Source organism: Microbulbifer harenosus, from assembly GCF_005771435.1.
Taxonomy (GTDB): Bacteria; Pseudomonadota; Gammaproteobacteria; order Pseudomonadales; family Cellvibrionaceae; genus Microbulbifer; species Microbulbifer harenosus.
The window spans coordinates 13,005-36,754 of record NZ_VANI01000018.1 but is presented as its reverse complement, the minus strand read 5'-3'; the positions used below and the strand labels follow the sequence as shown (position 1 = coordinate 36,754).

At 57.8% G+C, this 23,750-nt stretch carries 17 protein-coding genes; 16 read left to right on the top strand and 1 reads right to left on the bottom strand.

The annotated features are described in order from the left end of the window. Positions 1 to 178 precede the first annotated feature (178 nt). The 3 genes from FDY93_RS16030 (at position 179) to FDY93_RS16020 (ending at position 6,329) form a co-directional block, all read left to right on the top strand. Positions 179 to 3,397, top strand: coding sequence for a TonB-dependent receptor (locus tag FDY93_RS16030; protein ID WP_246068614.1), 3,219 nt, complete (start codon positions 179 to 181; stop codon positions 3,395 to 3,397). A 132-nt stretch (positions 3,398 to 3,529) separates the two neighbouring features. After that, positions 3,530 to 5,029, top strand: a complete 1,500-nt coding sequence (locus tag FDY93_RS16025; protein WP_138236777.1) for a tryptophan halogenase family protein — start codon at positions 3,530 to 3,532, stop codon at positions 5,027 to 5,029. 130 nt (positions 5,030 to 5,159) lie between these two features. Beyond that, positions 5,160 to 6,329, top strand: coding sequence for a lytic polysaccharide monooxygenase (locus FDY93_RS16020; protein WP_246068613.1), 1,170 nt, complete (start codon positions 5,160 to 5,162; stop codon positions 6,327 to 6,329). A gap of 74 nt (positions 6,330 to 6,403) precedes the next feature. On the opposite strand, the gene manD is transcribed toward FDY93_RS16020, so the two are convergent. Next, on the bottom strand, positions 6,404 to 7,615 hold the full coding sequence (gene manD, locus FDY93_RS16015) for a D-mannonate dehydratase ManD (protein ID WP_138236775.1): 1,212 nt from the start codon (positions 7,613 to 7,615) through the stop codon (positions 6,404 to 6,406). 187 nt (positions 7,616 to 7,802) lie between these two features. On the opposite strand from manD, the gene FDY93_RS16010 reads away from it, so the two are divergent. The 13 genes from FDY93_RS16010 to FDY93_RS15950 all read left to right on the top strand — a co-directional run bounded on the left by FDY93_RS16010 (position 7,803) and on the right by FDY93_RS15950 (position 23,677). Continuing rightward, positions 7,803 to 9,974: an alpha-glucuronidase family glycosyl hydrolase gene (locus FDY93_RS16010; protein ID WP_138236774.1), complete on the top strand. Its 2,172-nt coding sequence runs from the start codon at positions 7,803 to 7,805 to the stop codon at positions 9,972 to 9,974. A gap of 348 nt (positions 9,975 to 10,322) precedes the next feature. Continuing rightward, positions 10,323 to 13,394: a TonB-dependent receptor gene (locus FDY93_RS16005; RefSeq protein WP_138236773.1), complete on the top strand. Its 3,072-nt coding sequence runs from the start codon at positions 10,323 to 10,325 to the stop codon at positions 13,392 to 13,394. Positions 13,395 to 13,635: 241 nt separating this feature from the next. Further along, complete coding sequence (locus FDY93_RS16000) at positions 13,636 to 14,385, top strand: SapC family protein (RefSeq protein WP_138236866.1); 750 nt, start codon at positions 13,636 to 13,638, stop codon at positions 14,383 to 14,385. Between the two features lie 21 nt (positions 14,386 to 14,406). Next, positions 14,407 to 15,435 carry a cupin-like domain-containing protein gene (locus tag FDY93_RS15995; protein ID WP_138236772.1) on the top strand — a complete coding sequence of 343 codons (1,029 nt, stop codon included), beginning with the start codon at positions 14,407 to 14,409 and terminating at the stop codon, positions 15,433 to 15,435. Positions 15,436 to 15,439: 4 nt separating this feature from the next. Next, positions 15,440 to 16,951, top strand: a complete 1,512-nt coding sequence (locus FDY93_RS15990) for a tryptophan halogenase family protein (protein WP_138236771.1) — start codon at positions 15,440 to 15,442, stop codon at positions 16,949 to 16,951. Then, positions 16,948 to 17,643, top strand: coding sequence for a DUF6445 family protein (locus FDY93_RS15985; RefSeq protein WP_138236770.1), 696 nt, complete (start codon positions 16,948 to 16,950; stop codon positions 17,641 to 17,643). Before FDY93_RS15990 ends, FDY93_RS15985 begins: the two co-directional genes overlap by 4 nt. Positions 17,644 to 17,774: 131 nt before the next feature. Continuing rightward, positions 17,775 to 18,824 carry a LacI family DNA-binding transcriptional regulator gene (locus FDY93_RS15980; protein ID WP_171019015.1) on the top strand — a complete coding sequence of 350 codons (1,050 nt, stop codon included), beginning with the start codon at positions 17,775 to 17,777 and terminating at the stop codon, positions 18,822 to 18,824. Between the two features lie 413 nt (positions 18,825 to 19,237). After that, positions 19,238 to 20,128 carry a hypothetical protein gene (locus FDY93_RS15975; protein WP_138236768.1) on the top strand — a complete coding sequence of 297 codons (891 nt, stop codon included), beginning with the start codon at positions 19,238 to 19,240 and terminating at the stop codon, positions 20,126 to 20,128. Positions 20,129 to 20,367: 239 nt separating this feature from the next. Continuing rightward, complete coding sequence (locus FDY93_RS15970) at positions 20,368 to 21,018, top strand: MBL fold metallo-hydrolase (RefSeq protein WP_138236767.1); 651 nt, start codon at positions 20,368 to 20,370, stop codon at positions 21,016 to 21,018. A gap of 60 nt (positions 21,019 to 21,078) precedes the next feature. Continuing rightward, on the top strand, positions 21,079 to 21,660 hold the full coding sequence (locus tag FDY93_RS15965; RefSeq protein WP_246068612.1) for a DUF2799 domain-containing protein: 582 nt from the start codon (positions 21,079 to 21,081) through the stop codon (positions 21,658 to 21,660). Positions 21,661 to 21,698: 38 nt separating this feature from the next. Then, complete coding sequence (locus tag FDY93_RS15960) at positions 21,699 to 22,130, top strand: hotdog fold thioesterase (RefSeq protein ID WP_138236765.1); 432 nt, start codon at positions 21,699 to 21,701, stop codon at positions 22,128 to 22,130. A 20-nt stretch (positions 22,131 to 22,150) separates the two neighbouring features. After that, the gene (locus FDY93_RS15955; RefSeq protein ID WP_138236764.1) at positions 22,151 to 22,855 is read left to right on the top strand and encodes a M48 family metallopeptidase; all 705 of its coding nucleotides are present in this window, start codon (positions 22,151 to 22,153) and stop codon (positions 22,853 to 22,855) included. Between the two features lie 453 nt (positions 22,856 to 23,308). Next, positions 23,309 to 23,677: a DUF2750 domain-containing protein gene (locus FDY93_RS15950; protein WP_138236763.1), complete on the top strand. Its 369-nt coding sequence runs from the start codon at positions 23,309 to 23,311 to the stop codon at positions 23,675 to 23,677. Positions 23,678 to 23,750: the final 73 nt, after the last annotated feature.

The window sequence follows — 23,750 nt, the reverse complement described above, 5'->3', positions numbered from 1 at the left end:
GCTGAATAATCCTTGAAATTGTTAGCGGTAACAAAACGTTAGAAAAATAAAACCGGGCGTTTATCCCCTGGTCATAAAACTCACAATAACAAGCCGCAGCAGCCGTCCCGATATCTCTGCCGATCTTTCGCGGAGAGTGTGCGGGTGCGCAGGCGCTACGCGAGATGGGAGCACTTCCGTGTTCGATAACAATAAATTCAAGAAAAGCCCGTTTAAGAAAAACCACCTGTCTGAAGTGATTATGGCGCTGGCGGCTACCGCGCTCAGTGCTCAACAGGTACTCGCGCAGGATACGCAAAAAACCGGGGATGCCGACAACGCGTCTCCCAGCGCCATTGAGGAAGTGGTGGTAAGCGGCGTGCGCTACAACCTGCAGAATGCGCAGGATATCAAGCGCGAGGCCGACACCTTCGTCGATTCCATCTCCTCCGATGATATGGGCTCGCTGCCGGACCGCAGTGTGCTGGAAGCCATGCAGCGCATGCCGGGTGTTTCCATCGAGCGGTTTGCCGGTGCCGATGATCCGGATCACTTCGGCGTGGAGGGTTCCGGTGCGGTTATCCGCGGCATGACCGCTACCCGTTCCGAATTCAACGGTCGCGATTCGTTTACCGCCAACTCCGGCCGCGGGCTCTCGTTCCAGGATGTGCCGCCAGAGCTGATGGGCGGAGTGGATGTTTACAAGAACCAGTCCGCGGATATGATCGAGGGCGGTATCGGCGGCACAGTAAGCCTGCGCACCCGCAAACCCTTCGACCTCGCGGAACAGACCATTTCCATCTCGGCGGATTATTCCCAGGGTGACCTGGATGAAGACGGTACCCCGAGCGTGTCGGCACTCTTCAGCGACCGCTGGACCACCAGCGCTGGCGAGTTCGGAGTGCTGTTCAACGTCGCCCACTCGGAACTGATGGGCACCTCCCACGGCATCCAGTCCGATACCTTTATCAAGTACGACGCGGAGGGCATCGCCGGGGCGGAAGGTTTCGACACTGTATGGGTCCCCAACGCCTCGAACTTTTTCAAAAAGAACGACGAACGCACCCGCAAAGGTTACGCGGCGGCGTTCCAGTGGGCGGATACCGACGAAACAATTCTGGCCACCGCGCAGTTCATGCGCTCGGACTCGCGCCTGTCCTGGACCGAAAATGCGGTGAAATACAATGGGGATGCCTACGATGCCGCGCGCACGGTCGGTCCGCTGGCGGGTACCGAATTCTCCTTCGACGACAACGGTGTATTCGAACAGGGCGCCATGGTTACCGAGGCCGGCTGGCGCGGCGGCTATGCGCCCGACGACGGACAGTACGGCTCCAAGTTTCAGACCGACACCCGGGTCAAAGACACCCACACGGTGGTGGACGATTTCGCCTTCAATCTGCGGTTTACGCCGAACGACAATTGGGAGTACGGCGTCGACTTCCAGTATATCCAGGCGGAAACCGCCGACGATGACCTGCAGGTCGCCCTCGGCCAGTGGATGGCGCAGGCGTACGATGCCAGCGGCGAGACACCTACCCTGGTCGTGGAAGACCCCAACGTCCCTTACGACGGCAGCAGCGATCCCAACAGGTTCAAAACTCCGCAGAATTACTGGTGGCGTTCCGCGATGGATCACTACGAGCGCTCCGAGGGGGAATCCTTCGCCACCCGCTTTGACGGCACCTATCACTTCAGTGAAGAACCACTGGGCCTGCTGCGCGCGGCCAGGTTCGGTGCGCGCCTGGCGGAACGCGACCAGACGGTGCGCCTGACCTCCTACAACTGGGGGACCATCGGTGCGGAATGGAATACCCCCTATTACCTCACTGACCCGGAAGTGGCGGGCCAGCCCTACGAATACGTGAGCTTTAGCGACTTCCACCGCGGCGGCGTTCTCTCGGTACCCGGCGGCGGTTTCCTGTTCCCGGATGCGGATTATGTGAAAGGGGTGGCGAAGGGGCATCGCGATCTGTTTATCTCTCCCTCAGGTGATCCGTGGGAACCCTACCCAACTCGCGATGACATCGTCGCCGAGGGCATTTTCCAGGCGCCCGAGGTTTTCGACACCACCGAAACCAACCGCGCCGCCTATCTGCGTCTTGATTTCGGCTCCGATGCAACTGCATTGCGCTTCTCCGGTAACGTCGGTCTGCGTTACGTGGAAATCGAACGCGAGGCGCTGGGCTCGGTGCAGTACCCGGATTTCGTCGGCCTGCCATACCCCGACGGCGCCCCGGTGGTACTGAACGACTACGACGCCATCAACAAGTGGGCCGTCCAGGCGGTATTGGATGGACGCTTCGCCACTGAAAAAGAGGCGATGGCCTATGCCCGCGATGCCAACAACTGGCTGACCCCGGAAGAGAAAGCCTTCGGCAACGACGCTTTCACTTTGGAGGAAGGCTGGAGCAAATACTCCACCGTGCTGCCGAGCTTCAACCTGAAACTGGAACTGCGCGACGACCTGCTGGCGCGCTTCGCCGTTTCCAAGGCCATTGCCCTGCCGGACATGTCGCAAGTGAAAAACCAGGCCGTGATCGGCGCGCGTCAGCTGGGTGTGGTGCGCGAGGACGGTCCGGTGGAACCGCCGGCAGACGGCGAGGAGACGGAAGACAACGGCACCAACATCGTGTCCGTCGCGCCGGTGGACTGGGTCGGCTCCGGTGGCAACCCCTACCTGTGGCCGATGGAGTCCATTCAGTACGACGCGTCCGTCGAATGGTACTTTGCCCAGGTGGGTTCCTTCACCACCTCCGTGTTTTACAAAGACCTGAGCGACACCTTTATCACCGGCGCCTTCCCGCGGGAATTCGCCAACCCGATCACTGGCCAAGTGCAGACCGTGGACTTTGAATCCACCGTAAACGGCGGCGACGGTTTTATGCAGGGGGTGGAGCTCGCCTATCAGCAGTTCTACGATTTCCTGCCGGCACCGTTTGACGGGCTCGGCCTGCAGCTGAACTACACCTGGATCGACTCCGGTCTCACCAACAGCGGTGTTGGCGGTGGCGCCGAGCCCGCCACCGGTGAGGAAGAAGAGGCCGACCGCTACCCGCTGCCGGATATCACCCTGCTGCCGCTGCGCGGTGTGTCGGAGCACACCTACAATATCGTCGGTATGTATGAAAAAGGGCCCTGGTCGGCGCGCCTCGCTTACAACTGGCGCTCCAAGTACCTGCTCACCACCCGCGATACCATCAGTAAATACCCGATCTTCAATGACGATGCCGGGTATATGGATGGCTCCGTGTTCTACAACTTCGACAACGGCGTAACCGTCGGGCTGCAGGTTTCCAATCTGCTCGATACCCAGACCGAAACCATCATGCAGCTGGACGACGCGGGCACTGAGGCCGGTCGCTCCTGGTTTATCCAGGACCGCCGCTTCGCCCTGATCGCCCGCGCAAACTTCTAACGCTTTCGCACGACGTCTTGTTGTGCCTTCTCGTCGGCGCACTGTGCAAGCAGTGCGCTCTTTTTTTTATTTGAAACCGCAAAGTGCGAGCGGTAAGTTTGACGCAGAAGTTCTGTCAGAGGCGGGTAAACAGTGAACAATAACAATATCCGTAAAGTCGTGATCGTCGGCGGCGGCACCGCCGGCTGGATGGCTGCGGCGGCGCTGTCCAAAGTGATGAAAAACCGGTTCTGCGATATCGAACTGGTGGAGTCGGAAAGTATCGGCACCGTCGGTGTAGGCGAAGCCACCATTCCACAGATCCAGGTGTTCAACCGCATGCTGGGGCTCAATGAGGACGAGTTCCTGCGCAAAACCTGCGGCACCTTCAAGCTCGGTATCCAGTTCGTGGACTGGGGCAGGAAAGGGGATTCCTATATCCACGCCTTCGGTGAAGTTGGCCGGGATATGGAGGGCATCCCGTTTTACCACTACTGGTTGAAAGAGCATCTCCGGGGCGGCAGCCAAGACATCGGCGAATATACCCTCACCGCGCTGGCGGCTCTGCGGGGGCGCTTTATGCGCTCGGTCGACGCCGGTAATTCCCCGCTCTCCAACATCGCCTACGCGTTCCATTTCGATGCCGGCCTGTATGCGCAGTTCCTGCGCGAGTACGCCGAGCAGCGCGGCGTCGTCCGCAGCGAAGGCGTGGTGACAAAAGCACAGCTGCACCCTGACAGCGGATTTATCGAATCCATACATCTCGACGATGGACGCATAATCGAAGGCGACCTGTTTATCGACTGCTCCGGCTTTCGCGGTTTGCTGATCGGTGAGACGCTGGGTGTTGGCTACGAGGACTGGCGCCACTGGTTGCCCTGCGACAGCGCCTGGGCAGTACCCTGTGAGGGCGACGGCAACCCTATACCCTATACCCGTTCAACCGCCCAGGCTGCTGGCTGGCAGTGGCGTATTCCGTTGCAACATCGAATTGGTAACGGGCACGTATTCAGCAGCCGCTTTATGGACGACGCGGACGCGCGAACGATACTTCTGCGCAATCTCGACGGTGCACCGCTGTCCGATCCAAAACTGCTGCGTTTCACTACCGGCAAGCGGGACAAATTCTGGCACAGGAACTGCGTGGCTCTCGGCCTCGCCAGTGGATTTATGGAACCGCTGGAATCCACCAGTATCCACCTGGTGCAGTCGGCGATCGCGCGCCTGCTGAGTCTGTTCCCCAACCGAAATTTCGATCGGGTCGACATCGACGAATACAACCGCCTAACGCATTTCGAGATGGACCGCATCCGCGACTTTCTGATCCTCCACTACTGCGCCACGGAACGGGACGACAGCGAGTTTTGGAACTACTGCCGCACCATGGAAATTCCCGATACCCTCGCACAGAAAATCGAGCAGTTCCGTGCAAACGGACGTATTGTCCGTGCCAATAGCGAACTGTTCAATGAGCTGAGCTGGATGGAAGTGATGTTGGGGCAGGGGGTAATACCGCGCGGTTACCACCCTCTTGTCGACGCCATGCCGGAAGAAATGTTCGTCGGTCGAATGCGGGAAATCAAATCGGTCATCGAGCGCTCGGTGGAGGCGATGCCATCACACAAAGCGTTTATTGCTAGTCACTGCGCCTAAATCCCCCCATTAGTTTGAATTTATCCACACTGTGACAATTTGTCGCAGGCGACAGGGGCCCGGTTTGGGTTCCCTCTCGTCTCGTTCTCAGCAGTAAACCGATAATAGGTAGAAAATGAGGACAACGATGATGAGAAATACTTCGTGGAAAAACGGGTTGTGGAAAAAAGGGCTCGGCCTGATCGGCCTGTCACTGGTGGCGGGGAGTGCGCTGGGGCACGGTCTTATAGTTGAGCCGCCGGCGCGCAATGCCCACTGCGGCATGAACGAAAAGCCTGATCAGGCCACTACCCCCGCCTGTGTGGAAGCCGCGCAGATAGACTTCAGTGGTGGCTACCAGTTTATGAGCGTGCTCACCCACGCCCAGGGACGCGCGCAGGCAGAGAGCACCAACGTGTGCGGTTTTGACAGTGAAACCTGGAACGGTGGCCCCACGCCCTGGGACCACCAGCTCGATTGGCCTACCAGTCCGATGAGCGGCGGTACCCAGACATTTACCTGGAATATCAGCTGGGGCCCGCACTGGGATGACACCGAGGAATTCCGCTACTGGATCACTAAGCCGGATTTCGTGTATCAGGTGGGAGGAACCCTGACCTGGGACGACTTTGAAGACGAAGCTTTCTGTGTGCTGAATTACGATGACAGCAATCCCACCGCCAATCCGAATGTGGTGGCAGAAAAGGCCAGCAGTCTGTTCCACACCACCTGTGAGGTGCCGGAGCGCGAAGGGCGGCACATCATTTACGGTGAATGGGGTCGCAACTATTTTACCTGGGAGCGCTTCCACGGTTGCGTGGACGTAGCATTTGATGGCGGCGGCTCCAGTGGAGGCTCGTCGTCCAGTAGCAGCTCCTCCTCGAGCAGCAGTTCATCCTCCAGCAGCTCATCTTCCTCGGGCGGCTCGTCTTCCAGCAGCTCGTCCAGCTCTTCCGGAGGCAGCGGTTCCTCCAGCAGTGGCGGTTCCAGTTCCAGCTCCGGCGGCAGCACCGGCAGCGGCGTGAACTGCGAATATGTGGTATCCAATGAGTGGAGCGACGGTTTCACCGCGGAAGTGCGCCTGACCAATACCGGCAGCGAGCCGGTGAGTGGCTGGGAAGTGCAGTGGGGCTACTCCGACGGCACCGCGCTGACCAACACCTGGAATGCCGTGGTCAACGGCATGGGGCCGTTTACCGCCACCAGCATGGGCTGGAACGACACCATCGGCGCCGGCCAGACCGTGAGCTTCGGTATGCAGGGCACCAAGGGTGGCAGCAGCGCCGAAGTGCCGGAGGTAACCGGAAATGTGTGTGAATAAACTTCCTGGTTGAGGAGCAGTACAACGAAAAAGCCAGCGGATTTCCGCTGGCTTTTTTTCACCTGCCGGGCGATTTACCAGTCGTGCATGCCGCCATCTTCCAGGCGGTTCACCGGTAGGAACGCACGCTGGTAGGGAAACTCCTTGGCCATTTCCTCGTCGATATCCACCCCGAGCCCGGGCTTGTCGCCGGGATACAGGTAGCCATCGTCGAAGCTGTAGGCGTGGGGGAACACTGCATTGGTTTCATCGGTGTGGTGCATGTATTCCTGAATACCAAAGTTCGGAATCGACAGGCCAAAATGCAGCGCCGCCGCCATGGTGACTGGCGACAGATCGGTAGCGCCGTGGCAGCCGGTGCGCACGTTATACAGCGCGGCCAGGTTGGCGATGCGTCGCAGGTGGGTGATACCGCCGGCGTGTACTACGGTTGCGCGGATATAGTCGATCAGCTGCTCTTCAATGAGTTGTTTGCAGTCCCAGATACTGTTGAACACTTCACCTACTGCAAGCGGTGTGGTGCTGTGTTGGCGGATCAGGCGGAAATTCGCCTGGTTCTCCGCCGGTACCGCATCCTCCAGCCAGAACAGGCGGTAGGGCTCCAGATCTTTAGCCAGGCGCGCCGCCTCGATGGGGGTCATGCGGTGGTGGGCGTCGTGCAGCAGGTGGATATCCCAGCCCAGTTCTTCCCGTGCCGCGGCAAACAGTTGCGGCACTATGCGCAGGTATTTTTCTGTGGACCAGATATTTTCCGTAGGCAGATCGGCGTCCGCCGGTTCGTAGCGCTCCTTGTCTTTGGTTACGCCGTAGGTTGAGTTCAGCCCCGGCACTCCACACTGCAGGCGCACCGCGCGATAGCCGAGTGCGATGTATTTCTTTGCCTCGGCAATGGTCTCATCGATGCTTTCGCCATTGGCGTGGGCGTACACCAGGTTGCCCTTGCGGCAGGCGCCGCCGAGCAATTGATACAGTGGCAGGCCGGCTACCTTGGCCTTGATATCCCACAGTGCCATATCCACGGCAGCAATCGCCGACATGGTCACTGGTCCACGGCGCCAGTAGGCGCCCTTGTACAGGTACTGCCAGATATCCTCGATCTGGTGTGCGTCGCGCCCGATCAGGCACGGAACAATATGGTCCTGCAGATAGCTTGCCACCGCCAGTTCGCGACCGTTGAGGGTGGCATCGCCGAGGCCGCAGATGCCGTCTTCGGTTTCGATTTTCAAGGTGATGAAATTGCGTCCGGGACAAGTGGTGATAACCCGGGCGGATTTAATCTTCAGCATGCGATGTTCCCTCAACTCCGATAAGCATGTTTTAGTGGCAGGTTGTGTCAACGTGTCAAACGCCGAGAAATTTTGTGTTATGGTCTTGTTTTGATAGCGCTACCATTTTAGCCTTGGGTACCGGCGTAAAGAAAGTCCCGCGGCTGCGGAACCAGTCGCGGAAATAATAAAAAACCTTGAGTTCACCATGTATAGCGATGTTTTTTCACTGACCAGAATCCTACTGCTATTCACTTTACTGCTCGGTGCGGCAACGGCGGCCTGGGCGGAAGACGGTTACGATCTCTGGCTGCGCTACCCGCCACTGGAGAAGGATATCCGGGACCAGTACCGACCGCAGCTGCAGCGACTGGTAATTCCCAAAAGTGAACAGTCACCAACCCTGAAGGCTATTGAGCGCGAGCTGGTGCGTGGTGTCGGCGGGTTGCTGGAGCGTAGGCCTGTGATTGAGGAGCGCATCAGTGGCGATGGTTTTGTACTGGTGGCCACACCGCAGTCCTCGCGCGATGTGCGCGCGCAGAATTTCCCACTGAAGGCGTTGGGGGAAGAAGGTTACCTGATCCGCGCCACCACTATCCGCGGCCACAAGGGCACAGTGGTCACCGCAAATTCCGAGCGCGGTTTGCTCTACGGCAGCTTTCATCTGCTGCGGCTGCTGCAGACCCGCAGCGCCCTTGAGGGTGTGAACATTGAAACTCGCCCGCAAATCGGCCTGCGTGTGCTGAACCACTGGGACAACCTCGACCGCAGTGTGGAGCGCGGCTACGCCGGCCAGTCGATTTGGGACTGGTGGAACCTGCCGGATATCCTCGACCCGCGCTACACCGACTACGCCCGCGCCAACGCCGCCATCGGTGTCAACGGCACGGTGCTGAACAATGTGAATGCCAGCGCCGACAGTCTTACCCCTAGGTATCTGGCCAAGGCCGCCGCGCTGGCGGACGTGTTCCGCCCTTACGGCATTCGCGTGTATCTGTCGGCCCGCTTCAGCGCACCGGTGGAAATTGGTGGGCTCGATACCGCGGACCCGAAAAGCTCCGCGGTGCAGCGTTGGTGGAATGAGAAGGCGGAGGAAATTTACCGGTATATCCCGGATTTTGGCGGTTTCCTGGTAAAAGCCAATTCCGAGGGGCAACCTGGCCCGCAGGATTACGGGCGCAATCACGCTGAGGGCGCAAACCTGCTGGCGCGTGCGCTGAAACCCCACGGCGGCGTGGTGATGTGGCGTGCATTTGTGTACCAGCAGGACAACCCCGAGGACCGCGCCAAGCAGGCCTACAGTGACTTTGTGCCTTTGGATGGTCAGTTCGATGACAACGTCATCGTGCAGGTGAAAAACGGTCCGATCGACTTCCAGCCGCGGGAACCCTTCCATCCCATGTTCGGCGCCATGCCGAAGACACCGCTGATGATGGAGTTCCAGATCACCAAGGAATACCTGGGGTTCGCCTCTCATCTCGCCTATCTCGGCCCCATGTACGAGGAGGTGCTGCGTGCGGACACCTTCGCCGCCGGGCCCGGGTCCACGGTGGCAAAAGTGATCGACGGCAGCCTGCACGGCCACAGGCTTACGGGAATTGCCGGGGTCGCCAATATCGGCAGCGATCGCGACTGGAGCGGCTCCACCTTCAATCAGGCCAACTGGTATGTGTTTGGGCGCATGGCGTGGGACCCGAGACTGAGTGCGGAAGAGGTTGCCCGGGACTGGCTGAAAATCACGTTCTCCGACAATCCGGTGCTGCTTGAAACCGGTCTCGACATGATGCTGGCCTCGCACCAGGCTGTGGTGGATTACATGACCCCGCTCGGCCTTGCACACCTCATGGCCACCGGCCACCACTATGGCCCGGGGCCGTGGGTGTCTGACCTGGCGCGCCCGGAGTGGAACCCGGCTTACTATCACCGCGCCGACAAATACGGCATTGGCTTTGACCGCACCCGAGAGGGCAGCAACGCGGTGGCTCAGTACGCACCCGCCGTGGCCGCGCGTTTTGCCAGCCGCAATGATGTGGGCGACGGTCTCCTGCTGTGGTTTCACCATCTGCCCTGGGATCACCCTATGCCGTCCGGACGCGATTTGTGGCAGGAGCTGGTGCACCGATACGACCGCGGAGTCGCCTCAGCACAAGCGCTGCAGAACCAGTGGCGGTCGCTGGAACCGCTGATAGATCCGGAGCGTTTCGATAAAACCGCGCGCCTGTTGGCGGTACAGGCCCGCGAGGCAAAGTGGTGGCGGGATGCATCCATTGCGTACTTCCAGTCGGTGTCTAAACGTGAGTTGCCGCGTGGTAGTGCAAAGCCCGAGCACAGTCTGGCGTATTACCAACAGTTGCAATTTCCGTGGGCGCCGGGGCATTGAACTCAGGCGTCGGGTTCGGCTCCCCGGGTCTCGCGGTTTCAGGCCGTTTCGCGCGGTTGTACAACTGCGCGGGCTGTGGCGCCTGTACGCTACCGCGCCATTGCTGCCGAATCAGATTGCCCGCGGTTTTTTGTCCGCGGGGGGGACTATCCCCATCGATCAATCGTCTTCCAGTTAGATAGGGCAGAAAACGCTTGACTCATCAGGTCGGCGGAGGTATCTCTATTATGGTAGCGGTACCATAAAAATCAGATTTCAAACAATAACCAATAAAAGTCGCCAAGTCCTTCCCGGAGTGGTCCAGCTGGGCAGCGTCGGCCGCGACAAAATGCGAAGAGGGAAATGCAAATGTTCAAACGCAAAAAACTGTCGGGCGCCGTGGTTGCGGCCATCGCCTCCATGAGCTGTGCCTCCGTGGCGCTGGCTCAGGACGCCACCCTGGAAGAGGTGACTGTTACCGGTATCCGCGCTTCCATGGAACGCGCCATGGATATCAAACGCGATTCTTCTGGTGTGGTGGATGCCATCTCCGCCGAAGATATCGGCAAGTTCCCCGATACCAACCTGGCAGAGTCCCTGCAGCGGATTACCGGTGTTTCCATCGACCGGGTTAATGGTGAGGGCTCTCAGGTCACCATTCGCGGCTTTGGTGCCGACATGAATATGGTCACGCTGAACGGGCGTACCATGCCCGGCGGCTCGGCCTTCGGTGGCGGCAGCGGTGCCGGCACCACCCGCGGCGGCCAGAGCCGCGCGTTTGATTTTGCCAATCTCGCTTCCGAGAGCGTCAGGGGCGTCGAGGTCTATAAGACCGGCAAGGCCGACATTGCCTCCGGTGGGATGGGCGGTACCATCAATATCAACACTGCCCGCCCCTTAGAGGATCCGGGTTTCAAACTGAGCCTCGGCGCCAAGGCGGTGAGCGATACCACTAACCTGAACGGCGACGACTATACCCCAGAAGTTTCGGGTATCTTTAGCTGGACAGACGATAGCGAGCGGTGGGGTGTTTCCCTCTCCGGCAGTGTCCAGGAGCGTGATTCCGGTTCGGCTGGCGCTACAGTCAACGACTGGAATATTGGTCGCTGGGGGCAGGACAACCTGTATAGCTTCACCGACGACGCGCAAATAACAAACGCCCCCGAACAGGGGCAGTTATATGTTCGTCCCAATGATATCCGATACACTTGGTCTGATCGCGAGCGCGAGCGTACCAACGCCCAAGCGACTTTCCAGTTCCGCCCGACAGATAACATCACCGGTACTCTGGATTACACCTACGCAGAGAACCGGCTGACCGAGTTCCGCAGCGAACAGACCCTGTGGATGGCCAACGGCAGCAGCGTCGCCGAAGTAGAGTTTGACGACAATACTGTGGCCACACCGTTGTTTGTTCGTGAGACCAACCTGACTGACAAGGATATGGGTTTCGAGCAGCAGTGGCGCGAACAGGAAGACACACTGAATTCTATCGGTTTCAACCTGGACTGGGAGGTGAATGACGCCTTCTCACTGGCATTAGATGTACACGATTCCAGTATGGAGAGCCTTCCCGTAGGACCAGGTAACAGCGGCTCTATCGATATAAGTCTCGGTGCTCCAGTTGTTGCGGGGCAGAGCTGGAATTTCGGGGGTGACGTGCCGGGTGCTAATTTCGACTTAGACGATTCCGGTAAAGCCAACGGCGGCAATACCCCGGGTCAGCTTGATGCTGGAGATTTCGGCAGTCAGGTGGCACGGGTCTGGTACGCATCCCAGAAGTCCGACATCTCCCAGTTCAAGCTGGACGGCAGCTACGAGTTTGACAACGGCCGTTTCGATTTCGGGATTGAGGATCGGAGTACGGAGTTCCTGTCGCGACAGTCGAACCGTCAGTGGACGCTCGGTGACTGGGGTATCAATGATGCCGGTGCCGCGGGACTCGCCGATTTGCTGGCGCCTTTCAGTCTCTCCAGCCAGTTTGACGACCTGGGTTTTGCCGGCGATGCCACCAATCTCGGCTTCCGCACTTCTGACCCGATGGGGCTGTGCAACTGGGCGGTGGAAAACTATCCGCGCGACGGCGACGCAGCCTGTTCGTACACTGATAACTGGAATTCCAACAATAAGGTTGAGGAAGACGTGCAAGGCGTCTATTTCCAGGTGGCTGTAGACAGTACGCTGGGCGACTTCCCAGTGAGCTATCTGACTGGTATCCGCTACGAGAGCACGACTTCCACCTCAACCTCAGAGGTTCTTAAACCGGCTCATTTGCTGTGGCAAGACAATAACGATTTCTCGAGAACAGATACCGACGAAAAAGTATCGCTCACCGTCGAAAATGACTATGACCACCTGTTGCCCAGCTTCGATTTCTCGATCGATCTGCGCGAGGACTTGAAGGGGCGCTTCTCTTACAGCAAGACGATCGCCCGTGCAGGTTTGGGCAGTCTTGCCGCTGTTCCGAGCGGTTGGGCAACCAACGGTTCAACCCTGAATGGTGCAAACCCTGCTGCAGACGAGACCAACCCGCTGCTGATACCTTTCGAATCCGATAACCTGGACCTGTCCATGGAGTGGTATTACGGCGACTCCAGCTACGTTTCTCTGGGTTTTTATGAGAAGCGGGTAGATAACTTCATCGGCAACGAAAAAGAGGACCGCACCTTCTTTGATATGCGCGATGTGACCGCCGGCCCGCGCGCTGAAGCAGCTATTTCGGCGCTGGAGGCTGACGGCGTTCCCATCGACGATACAACACTGTTTTCAGCGATGGTGGTTAAGCAGTACCAGGGACAGCCGGGTGTGACCTTCCCCTCGGAGTGTGGAGACCTGACATCAAGCCTGGCTGGCTTGGCGAATCCGGACTGCGGAGCGAAGATCGGCAGCCTCGAAGATGCTGATGGAAATGCACTGGATTTGAGTCCAAATAGCGACGACCCGCTGATGGTATTTGAAACCACCTTCCCCACCAACCAGAAGAGCGCCAGCATTCACGGCTTCGAGTTTGCCGTGCAGCATTTCTTCGGTGACAGTGGGTTCGGTGTTCAGGCCAACTACACCACGGTGCGTGGCGATGTCGGCTACGACGTCAATGCAGATCCCAGTGAAATCCAGTTTGCGCTTCCCGGCCTGAGTGATACTGCCAACGTCGTGGGCATCTACGACAATTTCGGTATCCAGGCGCGCCTGGCCTACAACTGGCGCGATGATTACCTGATGTCAATTACCCAGGGCGCTACCGACGCGCGCTTTGTGGAGGCCCACTCGCAGTGGGACCTGAATGTCAGCTACGAGGTCAATGATAACCTTGACGTATTTTTCGAGGGGATCAACCTGACCGAGGAAGATGTTCGCCACTACTCTCGCAATACCAGGCAGCTTTGGTTTGCCGAGGAACTGGGAGCGCGCTATCAGATTGGTGCCCGCTACGCGTTCTAAGTTTTTCGGGTGAAGCCGCTGCTCCGGAACACTCGGAGCAGCGGAAATCCGCCAATAAGCATTCTGGACAATTGTGTCGAGGTATGTGAAAGATGAAGTTTTTGCTGCTTTGACTGAATTGGCCGCTGGTTACAGCGGCCTTTTTTTTGCCGAGACTTTCATGTACTTTCGTCTGAAACAAAGATAAAACCGCAGGCGGTTACCAGTGTGGACCACCGCGCTGAATCCATTGGTGTTTGAAATGAGCAAACCGGTATTACTGGACAATGTGACGCACAAGGACTTGCGGGTCATTATTCGTTATGGAAAAGAGTTTGGAGATGGCGTCAACCAGGTGCCCGTATTCCCAACCGAGTACGCTGATGTGCAACGGGAGTATCCGATTCTATTGCGCAAACGCAAAGATAAGGGCGATGGGGAATATCAGTCTATAGCATTACTCGGTTTTTCCCGGGGGGAAAACCTTTTCCTGGAAGACGGCAGATGGAACGCGGGTTATATTCCAGGGGTCGTCGCGCGAGGCCCGTTCCTGATCGGCTTTCAGAAGCGAGAAGAGGGCGGCCAAGTTCTGCACGAGCCGGTAATTCATGTCGACATGGATAACCCGAGGGTCAGTGAGAGGGAAGGCGAACCCGTATTTCTTCCCCATGGCGGGAACAGCCCCTATCTGGAGCGTGTGTCCACTATCCTGAGAGGGATAAGTGACGGCATATCGGTTCAGCGCTCGATGTTCGAGGCTTTCGATGCTCTGGGTCTGATAGAGCCGGTGAAGATTCAGATAGAAGTACACGAGGACGAGAAGTACGATCTTCAGGGGCTCTATACTGTTAGTGAAGTAAAGCTCTCCAGTCTGGATGCGGAGTCGCTTGAGAGGCTTAATCGCGCGGGCTTCCTGCAGGGTGCATTTTTGTTGGTTGCATCGCTCGGCAATATCCAGAAATTGATCCAGATGAAAAGATGGCGACTTCTGTCCGCCTCCGAGCACGCTTAGTTAAGGCTCTGGGTGGTACTTATGGAAATACAGAGAAAAACAAAAGTTATTGATGGTATTTGCCCGGATAGTATTCCCTGGCAGAGTCTGATGGAAGATTGTCAGCCGGTTGTTCTGAAGGGGCTCGCAAGGAATTGGGCGTTGTGCAGGGCCGGTAAGAAATCAGCGCAAGAAGCGATAAACTACCTGAAATCATTTCACAACGGGAAGACCGTCTCTGCGTATCAGGGAGCGCCGGATATAAAGGGGAAATATTTCTACAATAAAGATATAAGTGGGTTGAATTTTGATAATCATCGTATCCTTCTGGATCAGGTTCTGGATCGGATCGGTGAGTATCTGGAAAACGACAACCCACCTTCTATTTATGTGGGGTCAACTACTCTGGATGCCTGTTTGCCGGGTCTTCGTGCAGAAAACGATTTGGTCTTCGATGACCCTATGTTTGAGTCCGGAGCGCCACTTACCAGCATCTGGATTGGCAATCGGTCAATCGCCTCCGCGCATTACGATGCACCCAATAATCTCGCTTGTTGTGTGGTCGGTAAGCGCCGGTTTACTCTCTTCCCACCAGATCAGATTGACAACCTTTATCCCGGCCCATTGGAGCCGACGCCCGGTGGTCAGGCGGTGAGCATGGTGGATTTCTCTAATCCGGACTTTGATCAATATCCCCGTTTTCGCGAGGCGCTTGCGTCAGCTCAGGTGGCGGACTTAGAACCGGGAGATGCTGTTTTCTACCCCAGCCTCTGGTGGCATCAAGTGGAGGCTTTTTCGCCGTTTAATGTGCTCATCAATTACTGGTGGAGCACCTCGCCGCAATATCTGGGAACACCCATGAATGTGTTGTATCACGCATTAATGAGTTTGCGCGACAGGCCGGAACATGAGCGGGCTGGTTGGAAGCATATTTTCGACTATTACATCTTTGGAGATCCGGAGCGCCCACGCGCCCACCTGCCAGCCCATGCGGAAGGTGCTTTGGGAAAGATGGATGATATGAAAGTGCGACAATTGCGAGCGATGCTGCTGCACAAGCTTAACAGGTAGTGAGATGAGTCAAGATAATAATAAAATCTCGAGAGTTGTGATTGCCGGAGGCGGAACGGCTGGTTGGATTGCCGCCGCGGCCCTGTCGAAGAAGTTGGGCGAATTGCTGGATATCACTCTGGTGGAGTCTGAGCAAATTGGAACCGTGGGTGTGGGTGAAGCGACAATCCCGCCTCTTCGTACTTTTCACAAGCTATTGGGCATTGATGAGAAGCAATTCATGCGCGCGACCCAAGCGACGGCGAAACTGGGCATAGCCTTTGAAAACTGGGGCAAAAAAGGCGATCGATATATCCATGCCTTCGGGAAAATGGGCGCCACCGCCTGGATGTGTGACTTTCACCACTTCTGGTTGCACGGCAGGGAAATGGGATTTGATTCCGACATTGGCGACTTTTGTCTGGAGTTGCAGGCCGCCAAGGCCGGAAAGTTTGCGACTTCGCCGAAGTCACCGGTTAATTTTGCTTACCACCTCGATGCGGGCAAGTACGCAAAGTTTTTGCGGACTTTTAGCGAGCGTTACGGAGTGACGCGGGTTGAGGGGAAAATCAGCGAAGTGGAGCAGAACCAGGAGACCGGCAATATCGAGTCTTTGGTATTGGAAGGCGGCCGAAGAATAAACGGTGATCTGTTTATCGACTGCACTGGCTTTCGGGCGCTTTTAATGCAAAAGACCCTGGGTGTCGGCTTTGAGGACTGGTCCCATTGGTTACCTTGTAACAGTGCTGTACCTCTGCAAACCGAGGCGACTGGTCCGGCGATGCCATATACCCGCTCGATTGCTCATGAGGCCGGTTGGCAGTGGCGAATACCACTTCAGAATCGGGTGGGGAATGGTCTTGTTTATAGCAGTCATTTTATGTCCGATGACGAGGCGATTGAGAAGCTGTTGCTCAATATTGAAGGTGAAATGATCACCGAGCCTCGAGTGATTCGCTATCAGACTGGGCGGCGACATCAAGCCTGGAGCAGGAATTGTGTCGCTCTGGGGTTGGCGAGTGGTTTTGTGGAGCCACTGGAATCTACCAGTATTCACTTGATTGTCACAGGCATCACGCGCTTGATGCAGCTCTTTCCTTTTGATGGCGTCTCTCCTTCACTTGTGGATGAATATAATCAGCAGACTCGTGAAGAGCTGGAAAAAGTGCGTGATTTTATTGTGCTCCATTATCATGTGACCGAGCGTGAAGACAGTGATTTTTGGCGCCATTGTAAAAATATGCAGGTTCCTGAAACCCTCGCTCGTCGTGTCGCGCTGTTTGAGGAACGAGCGCATGCCTATCAGGATGGCGGTGAGCTTTTCCGGGTGGATTCTTGGGTTCAGGTAATGCTTGGTCAGGGCTTAAAGCCTAAGGGTTATCATCCGCTACCGCGTTTGATGAGCGAGGCAGAAATGCAGAAATTTCAAGAGGGATTAAAATCCAGTATAAGAAGCGTTGTATCTGAACTTCCCGCGCACCAGGACTTTATCGACCAGTATTGTAGGTCAGCCGATCGGGATACATTGGTCCAATGAGTCTGCGTTTACACCCGAAAGTGCATATTCAAAAGCTGACGATTGGCAGCGAAAATGCGCCGCTTTTGGTATTGGATAATTGCATTGAAGATCCCGAGCGGATGGTGGAAAGGGCGGTGAGCAAATCCTTCGTGGATGGCGGACGCTTCTATCCCGGTATTCGCGCCAGGGCTCCATTGCAGTACAAGCAATTCTTGCTGGAGCAGCTGAGTGGATTGCTGGTTGATTATTTTCAGCTCGGTGGCATGCGATTGTCACTCTCCATGTGCCATTATTCAATGATAACCAAGCCCGCGCAGCAACTTGAGTGGATACAACGTATTCCGCATATTGACACGGTGCAATCCACCAGCCTGGCTTCTATCCACTACCTATTTCGTGAGCCTCACGGCGGTACGGCTTTTTACCGGCATAGATCCACCGGCTACGAGGTGGTGAATGAAGGCCGGCGACAGGATTATTTCTCCACTCTCCAGAAGGAGGCCGCTGATCCGAAGTTTACGGGAGGCGGTTATATCAATGGCGACACGCCATTCTTTGAACAGGTGCACGCCGAAGAGGGGCTCTTCAACCGCATGCTGATCTACCGCAGTAATTCCCTGCACTCTGGTTCCATCGGCGAAGACTTCGTACCCGACACAGATCCCCGCAGTGGTCGCCTGTCGATCAACAGCTTTATCGATGCGAAGTAGCGATCCGTTCCTTTGGAGGCCGCATTTTTATGCCGGTCCCTGTCAATAGGTTTGCCCCATACAGAGTTTTATCGTTACGTTTGAATCCGTTATACAATGCCGGTTCACCCGCTTGGCCGATCGAGAGTAACGTGAAGCAGAGACAGAGCCGCCGCCAGCGCAATGCGCCCACCATCAGCGACGTCGCCCGCGAGGCGGGCGTCTCGCCGATGACCGTATCCCGTGTGATCAACGGCGAGGACAATGTGCGGGCGAAGACCCGTGAGACCGTTGATGCGGCGATCAAGTCCCTTGGCTACACCCCCAACAGCGCCGCCCGCAGTCTTGCCGGCGGTGCGCAGATCAAGATTGGCCTGCTGCACAGTAACCTGAATGCTTCCTACCTCAGTGCCTTTCTAATCGGCGCGCTGGAGCAATCGAGCCGCTACAACATCCAGCTGGTGGTGGAGCACTGCGATGTGGCGCTGAATGCCGAAGCGGTGGCGGCGCGCATGCTGAGCGGCGGAGTAGAGGCGATGCTGTTGCCACCGCCGTTATCGGATCTGCCCACGGTGCTGGAAGTGCTGGAAAACAGCGATACCCCGGCGGTGCTGATTGCCTCGGAGCAGCCGCGCAGCAACATTTCCGTGGTCAAGATCGACGATTACCAGGCCGCCTACGAAATGACCCGGCATATTGCCTCCCTCGGCCACAAGCGTATTGGCTTCATTACCGGCGACTGCGGTCAGCAGGTTAGCCAGCGTCGTCTGGAAGGTTACAGGCAGGCCCTGAAAGACTCTGGACTCCCCGTGGCCGACGAGCTGATAGAGGAGGGGATTTTCACCTACCGCTCCGGCCTCAACGCTGCGGAGGGATTGTTGAACCTGAAGCGCCCACCCAGCGCTATCTTTGCCTGTAATGATGAAATGGCCGCCGCCACCATCTCCGTAGCCCAGCGCCGCGGGCTCGACGTGCCCAGGGATCTCACGGTTTGCGGTTTCGACGATACCGCCCTGGCGACCACCATCTGGCCGGAGTTGACCACCATTCACCAGCCTGTAGTGGACATGTCCCGTGCCGCGGTGGATCTGTTAGTGAAAAAGGTACGGGCCATGCGGGCTGGAGAGGCCGAACAGGGCCAGCAGGTGCAACTCGACTTCACCCTGATCCGCCGCCGCTCAGACGCTCCGCCTAGAACCTGATCGTACTTTTGCAGCCAGAAAAAAGCCGGCGCAAGGCCGGCTTCAAGCAGAGTTACGATGAGAGAGTTCGATCACGACGCGTTCACACATTGTGATCTGGGGGAACTGGTTACTTTGACGAGGTGCTGACAGGGAAGTTCCGCGGCACCCGCAAAAAGAGTCGGAGTTTCTTTTTTGCCCGAAGACTCGGCGTACGGTGTGGCGCAATTTACATCTTTTATGGCGTAAATCTTCCCATGCGCCTCATCCGGTGGTAGTTTCCCGTGATTGTGCTACTCGAGTCACAGCTTGTTTGTAGGCAGACCGCACAAATTCCACAGTGACACGATGCGCGGGAAAACCCCGGCGAGGTATTCGCATCCAATAAGCAAACCGAAAACAACGCGAAGAAAAACACTTGCGGGGAGCGAACAATGGCTGATCTGGTCATCCTGGCGGCACCGGGTATGGGGGCCGTGGACGAAGGCTTTGCCGAGCCGCTGTTTCAGGCGCTGAAAGACCATCTGGGGGCCGACTGGTCCCGTATTCACACCGACACCATCCTTTGCCAGGGTCACCTGCAACCCAATCTCGAACGGGTGTTCGAAGCCATGCAGAAGCGCGATATGGACTACCTGCGCGCGCGCAAATTCATGCTCTACGGCCTCGCCGAAGCCTCTGCGCAGATGGCGGACATCCACCAGCGCGGTGGCAACTACGAAAAAACACAGCAGGCCATCTACCAGACCTTCGAGCGCGCCGCTAAAGCCACCAGTGACAACGCCCCAGTTATCCTGCTCAGCCACTCCATCGGCTGCTGCATCCTCTCCAACTACCTGTGGGACGCCCAGCGCGCCACCATCAACCACGGTATCTGGCGCGACGGCGGCCCGAAAGGTGTCCACAAAGGCTCCGCCAAAGACCTCTTCCTGCGCGGCAAAACCCTTGCCCACTGGTACACCCTCGGCGCCAGCAACCCCCTGTGGACAGCCGGCCTCGCCCGCGACCAGATCCAGGCCGTCACCTCCGACACCCGCGGCTACAACTTCCGCTGGAAAAACTTCTACCACCCCGACGACCTCTTCGGCTGGCCCCTCAAACCCCTCAGCCCCTCCTACAACCAGGCCGTCTACCGCGACTTCGAGACCCGCCCCCTCGCCGACTGGAGCGCCGCCAGCTGGGGCCCGCAACTGGTATCCCACGACGGCTACTGGCAGAGCGAGATGGTGCTGAGGAATCTGGTCGAGGATGTCACCGAGGTGCTTAAAAAAACCACAGCACGCCGGCCGAGTCCCCTGCAACGCGCGACGGTGGCGGCCGTTTAAGCTTCGAAACTTTCTGCGAAGACGGCGATAGCGGGTACTCCCTTGCAAGACCTTCCGCGAGAGGGGCCTCGCGGAAGAGCCCCCAGGGATGGGTTGAGGGGGGCGCCTAGCTCGTGTCTTGCAAGGGAGTACCCGCTAGCGGCGACGCCACGAGACTGGGATTCAAAGCACCAGAGCCACTTTAGCCGGATTACGCCGCGAGCGTTATAATCGCACGCGAAGACTAAACAGGTACTCCCATGGCTTTGCAATTTCACTCGGTCCCCGTCACGCCCTTCCAGCAAAACTGCACCCTCCTGTGGTGCGACGACAGCAAGCGCGCGGCCGTGGTTGACCCGGGTGGCGACATCGACCGCATCCTCAAAGCCGTCGACGAGCGCGGCCTCAAACTGGAAAAAATCCTCCTCACCCACGGCCACCTCGACCACGTCGGCGGCACCGCCCCCTTGTCGCGCCAGCTCAGTCTTCCCGTGGAAGGGCCCCAACAGGCCGACCAGTTCTGGATCGAAAAAATCGCCGTCCAGGCTCAGATGTACGGCTTTCCGCCGGTGGAAACCTTCACCCCCGACCGCTGGCTCAACGATGGCGATACCGTCACCGTTGGCGACGAAGTGCTCGAAGTTGTGCACTGCCCCGGTCACACCCCCGGTCACGTCATTTTTTTCCATCGCGAAAGTAACCTCGCACTGGTGGGTGACGTCCTCTTCGCCGGTTCCATCGGTCGCACCGACTTCCCCATGAGCAACCACCAGGACCTCATCGACTCCATCACCAAAAAGCTCTGGCCCCTGGGCGACGCCGTAAAATTCATTCCCGGCCACGGCCCCATGTCCACCTTCGGCCAGGAGCGCCAGACCAACCCCTTCGTGGCCGACAAGCGCTTTGGCTGATTCAGCACAGGTTCACCGGCAAGAGCGTTCAATAAAGCCGTACAACCGGTGGATAACAACATGAAACTCTGGAAACGGCTCACCCTTATCGCGCTTCCCGCGTGGCTCGCCCTCGCCGGCGGCTGCGCCGTGATTTCCGAAAACGAATGCCAGGCAGGCCTCTGGTACGAGCGCGGCATCGAAGATGGCGCCCGCGGCCGCAGCCAGGCCACCGTCTACCAGATCGCCCAGAAGTGCCACGAATACGGCGTGCGTACCGACACTGCCGCCTGGATGCGCGGTCACGAAGCGGGTATCGAACAGTTCTGCACCCCGGAGAACGGTTTTGTGGTTGGGCGCCGCGGAAACAACTATGAAGGTGTCTGTACCGGCCCCACCGCCGACCTGTTCCTCGCCAACTACGAGCGCGGCCTCGCGGTATATCAGGCCGAGCAGCAGTATGCGGCGCTGGAGCGCCAGTATTACGAAGCGGAGCGCGAGGTCGCTCGGGTCGAGCACGCGCTGGAGGACGCCGAATCCAAGGAGGAAGCTCGCGCCCTGCGCAGCCAGCGCCGCGGCCTGCTGCGGGAAATGCGCCACCTGGAAGCTGAGATGATGCGCTTTGGCGGCTTTGGTGCTTTCAATCCGATGCTGTTTTACTGATATTGCGCTCAGTGTTATGAAATCAATCAGGTGATCAAATGGCAATCTGGCACGGCAACCCCACCATGGACGAAATCAATCAGAGCATGGGCAACTGCATGCCCGGCTACCTGGGAATGAAAATCACCGAAGTGGGCGACGACTACCTCGTTGGCACCATGCCGGTTGACGACCGCACCCGCCAACCTTTTGGCATCCTGCACGGTGGCGCCAGCGTGGCACTGGCGGAAACCCTCGGCTCGCTGGCTGCGAACATGGTGGTGGATAACAGCAAGTTTTACTGTGTGGGCCAGGAGATCAACGCCAACCACCTACGCCCCGTGCCGGAGGGCGTGGTTACCGCCAAAGCCAGCGCGGTGCATGTCGGCCGCAGCAGTCAGGTGTGGGAAATTCGTATCCACGACCCCAAGGGCAAGCTCAACTGCATTTCCCGCATCACCATGGCGGTGGTGCCGGTGCCTTCGCAGTAATTGCTGATTCTTAGTCTGTCGTGACCGCGGATCTGTTTACCTTCGAGGAAGTCTCCTACCGTCTGTCCCGCTCACCGCGGCGCAAGCGGTTGGGGCTGGTGGTGACGGAGAAGGGCGCGGAAGTGCGGATTCCCCAACGCTGCGCTGCGCAGCACGGTCACCAGTTCCTGCGCGACAATATCGCCTGGGTGCGAGATCAGCTGCGCGGGCTTGAACGCCGGCAGGCGCAGGTGCCGGAGCATCATTTTGCGTTTGGTGCGCGCTTTCCGTGGCTGGGCAATTCCCTCGAACTGGACCGCGCGGCCTGCGCGGGGGATGCGGGGATTCGCGATGGCTATATCCAGCTTTACTGCCGCAACCGCGAACCGGATGACGGGCAGATACAGGCTGCTCTGCAGAAGCTCTACCAGCGCGAAGCGCTGGATACCCTCACGCGAAAATCCCGCTATTTTGCCGGCCTTCTCGGTCTGGAATTTTCCTCGGTAAAAGTGCGGCGCACCCGCAGCAAGTGGGGGCATTGCACCATTCGCGGTGAACTGCAGTACAACTGGCTTGTCTGCCTCGCCCCTGAGCCTGTGGTGGATTACCTGGTGATCCACGAGGTCTGCCATCTGCGGCACCACAACCACAGCCGGGCGTTCTGGGATCTTGTAGCCAGTCTCTGTCCCGATTACCGGACGTTGCGGCGCTGGCTGAAGGAAAACGGGCATCGGTTGCAGCTTTAGGTTTCCAGCTTCGTTGTGGGCTCGAGGTTTGACTTCGTAGTGACCTCTGTGGCGCCGGAGCACTGGGTATTAGTTTTTGGAACCGCTGTGAACCCATCCCTGGGCGCTGCGGCGCAAACATCCTGTTTGCGACGCTTCCAAAAACTAATCCCCAGCACTCCGGCTTCGCGCTGAATCTCTTTACTTCGTAGCCGCGAACAATGCGCAGAACTCGATGCGAAGTTTGGGTGCCGGGTGAGGGTTTTCGAAAGCGTCGGCGACAGGGACGTCGCCGACGCAGCGTACAGGGATGTATTCACAGCGGTTTCGGAAACCCTCACCCGGTGTCCAAACGCCACCACACTCACTTAAGGGGTCCCCGATGCCGGAGCAACCCCACAACACTGCGCAAGTTTCTACTTATCCCGCCCAATCTGGCGTAAACTCCCCAAATCATTTTCAAGGCAAGCCGGTATGGAATTGGAACCACTCGGAGACGATTTTGAGGACAACTGTGAGCGCTTTCTGCCGGAAGCGGTAGATCAGGGGTGTGTGTGGGCGCTGGAAGGGGAAGAAGGGTTTGCCCTGTGCGAGTCGGAAACCCGCCCCGGCACCGACGTCATGCCCTTCTGGTCCCAGCGCGAATTCGCCGAAGCGCATATCGCCGACGACTGGGCCGAATACCAGGTCGTCGCCATCGATCTCGAAGAATTTATGGACGACTGGCTCACCGGCATGCACGATGACGTACTACTCGTCGGCATCAACTGGAACGACGATCTCGAAGGGGAAGAAATCGAACCCCTCGATCTGCTCGAACAACTGGAGCAGGAACTCGAATAGCGCCAAAGCGTTGTTCGAAAAGCATACAAAAATAAAGCGGTGACAACCAATCAGCAGTACATCGCAACGCAGG

Bases quoted from the DNA above. Each gene is read 5' to 3' on its own strand.
- FDY93_RS16020 (WP_246068613.1), top strand. From the start codon at position 5,160: ATGAGAAATACTTCGTGGAAAAACGGGTTGTGGAAAAAAGGGCTCGGC.
- manD (WP_138236775.1), bottom strand. From the start codon at position 7,615: ATGCTGAAGATTAAATCCGCCCGGGTTATCACCACTTGTCCCGGACGC.
- FDY93_RS16010 (WP_138236774.1), top strand. From the start codon at position 7,803: ATGTATAGCGATGTTTTTTCACTGACCAGAATCCTACTGCTATTCACT.
- FDY93_RS16005 (WP_138236773.1), top strand. From the start codon at position 10,323: ATGTTCAAACGCAAAAAACTGTCGGGCGCCGTGGTTGCGGCCATCGCC.
- FDY93_RS16000 (WP_138236866.1), top strand. From the start codon at position 13,636: ATGAGCAAACCGGTATTACTGGACAATGTGACGCACAAGGACTTGCGG.
- FDY93_RS15995 (WP_138236772.1), top strand. From the start codon at position 14,407: ATGGAAATACAGAGAAAAACAAAAGTTATTGATGGTATTTGCCCGGAT.
- FDY93_RS15990 (WP_138236771.1), top strand. From the start codon at position 15,440: ATGAGTCAAGATAATAATAAAATCTCGAGAGTTGTGATTGCCGGAGGC.
- FDY93_RS15985 (WP_138236770.1), top strand. From the start codon at position 16,948: ATGAGTCTGCGTTTACACCCGAAAGTGCATATTCAAAAGCTGACGATT.
- FDY93_RS15975 (WP_138236768.1), top strand. From the start codon at position 19,238: ATGGCTGATCTGGTCATCCTGGCGGCACCGGGTATGGGGGCCGTGGAC.
- FDY93_RS15970 (WP_138236767.1), top strand. From the start codon at position 20,368: ATGGCTTTGCAATTTCACTCGGTCCCCGTCACGCCCTTCCAGCAAAAC.
- FDY93_RS15965 (WP_246068612.1), top strand. From the start codon at position 21,079: ATGAAACTCTGGAAACGGCTCACCCTTATCGCGCTTCCCGCGTGGCTC.
- FDY93_RS15960 (WP_138236765.1), top strand. From the start codon at position 21,699: ATGGCAATCTGGCACGGCAACCCCACCATGGACGAAATCAATCAGAGC.
- FDY93_RS15950 (WP_138236763.1), top strand. From the start codon at position 23,309: ATGGAATTGGAACCACTCGGAGACGATTTTGAGGACAACTGTGAGCGC.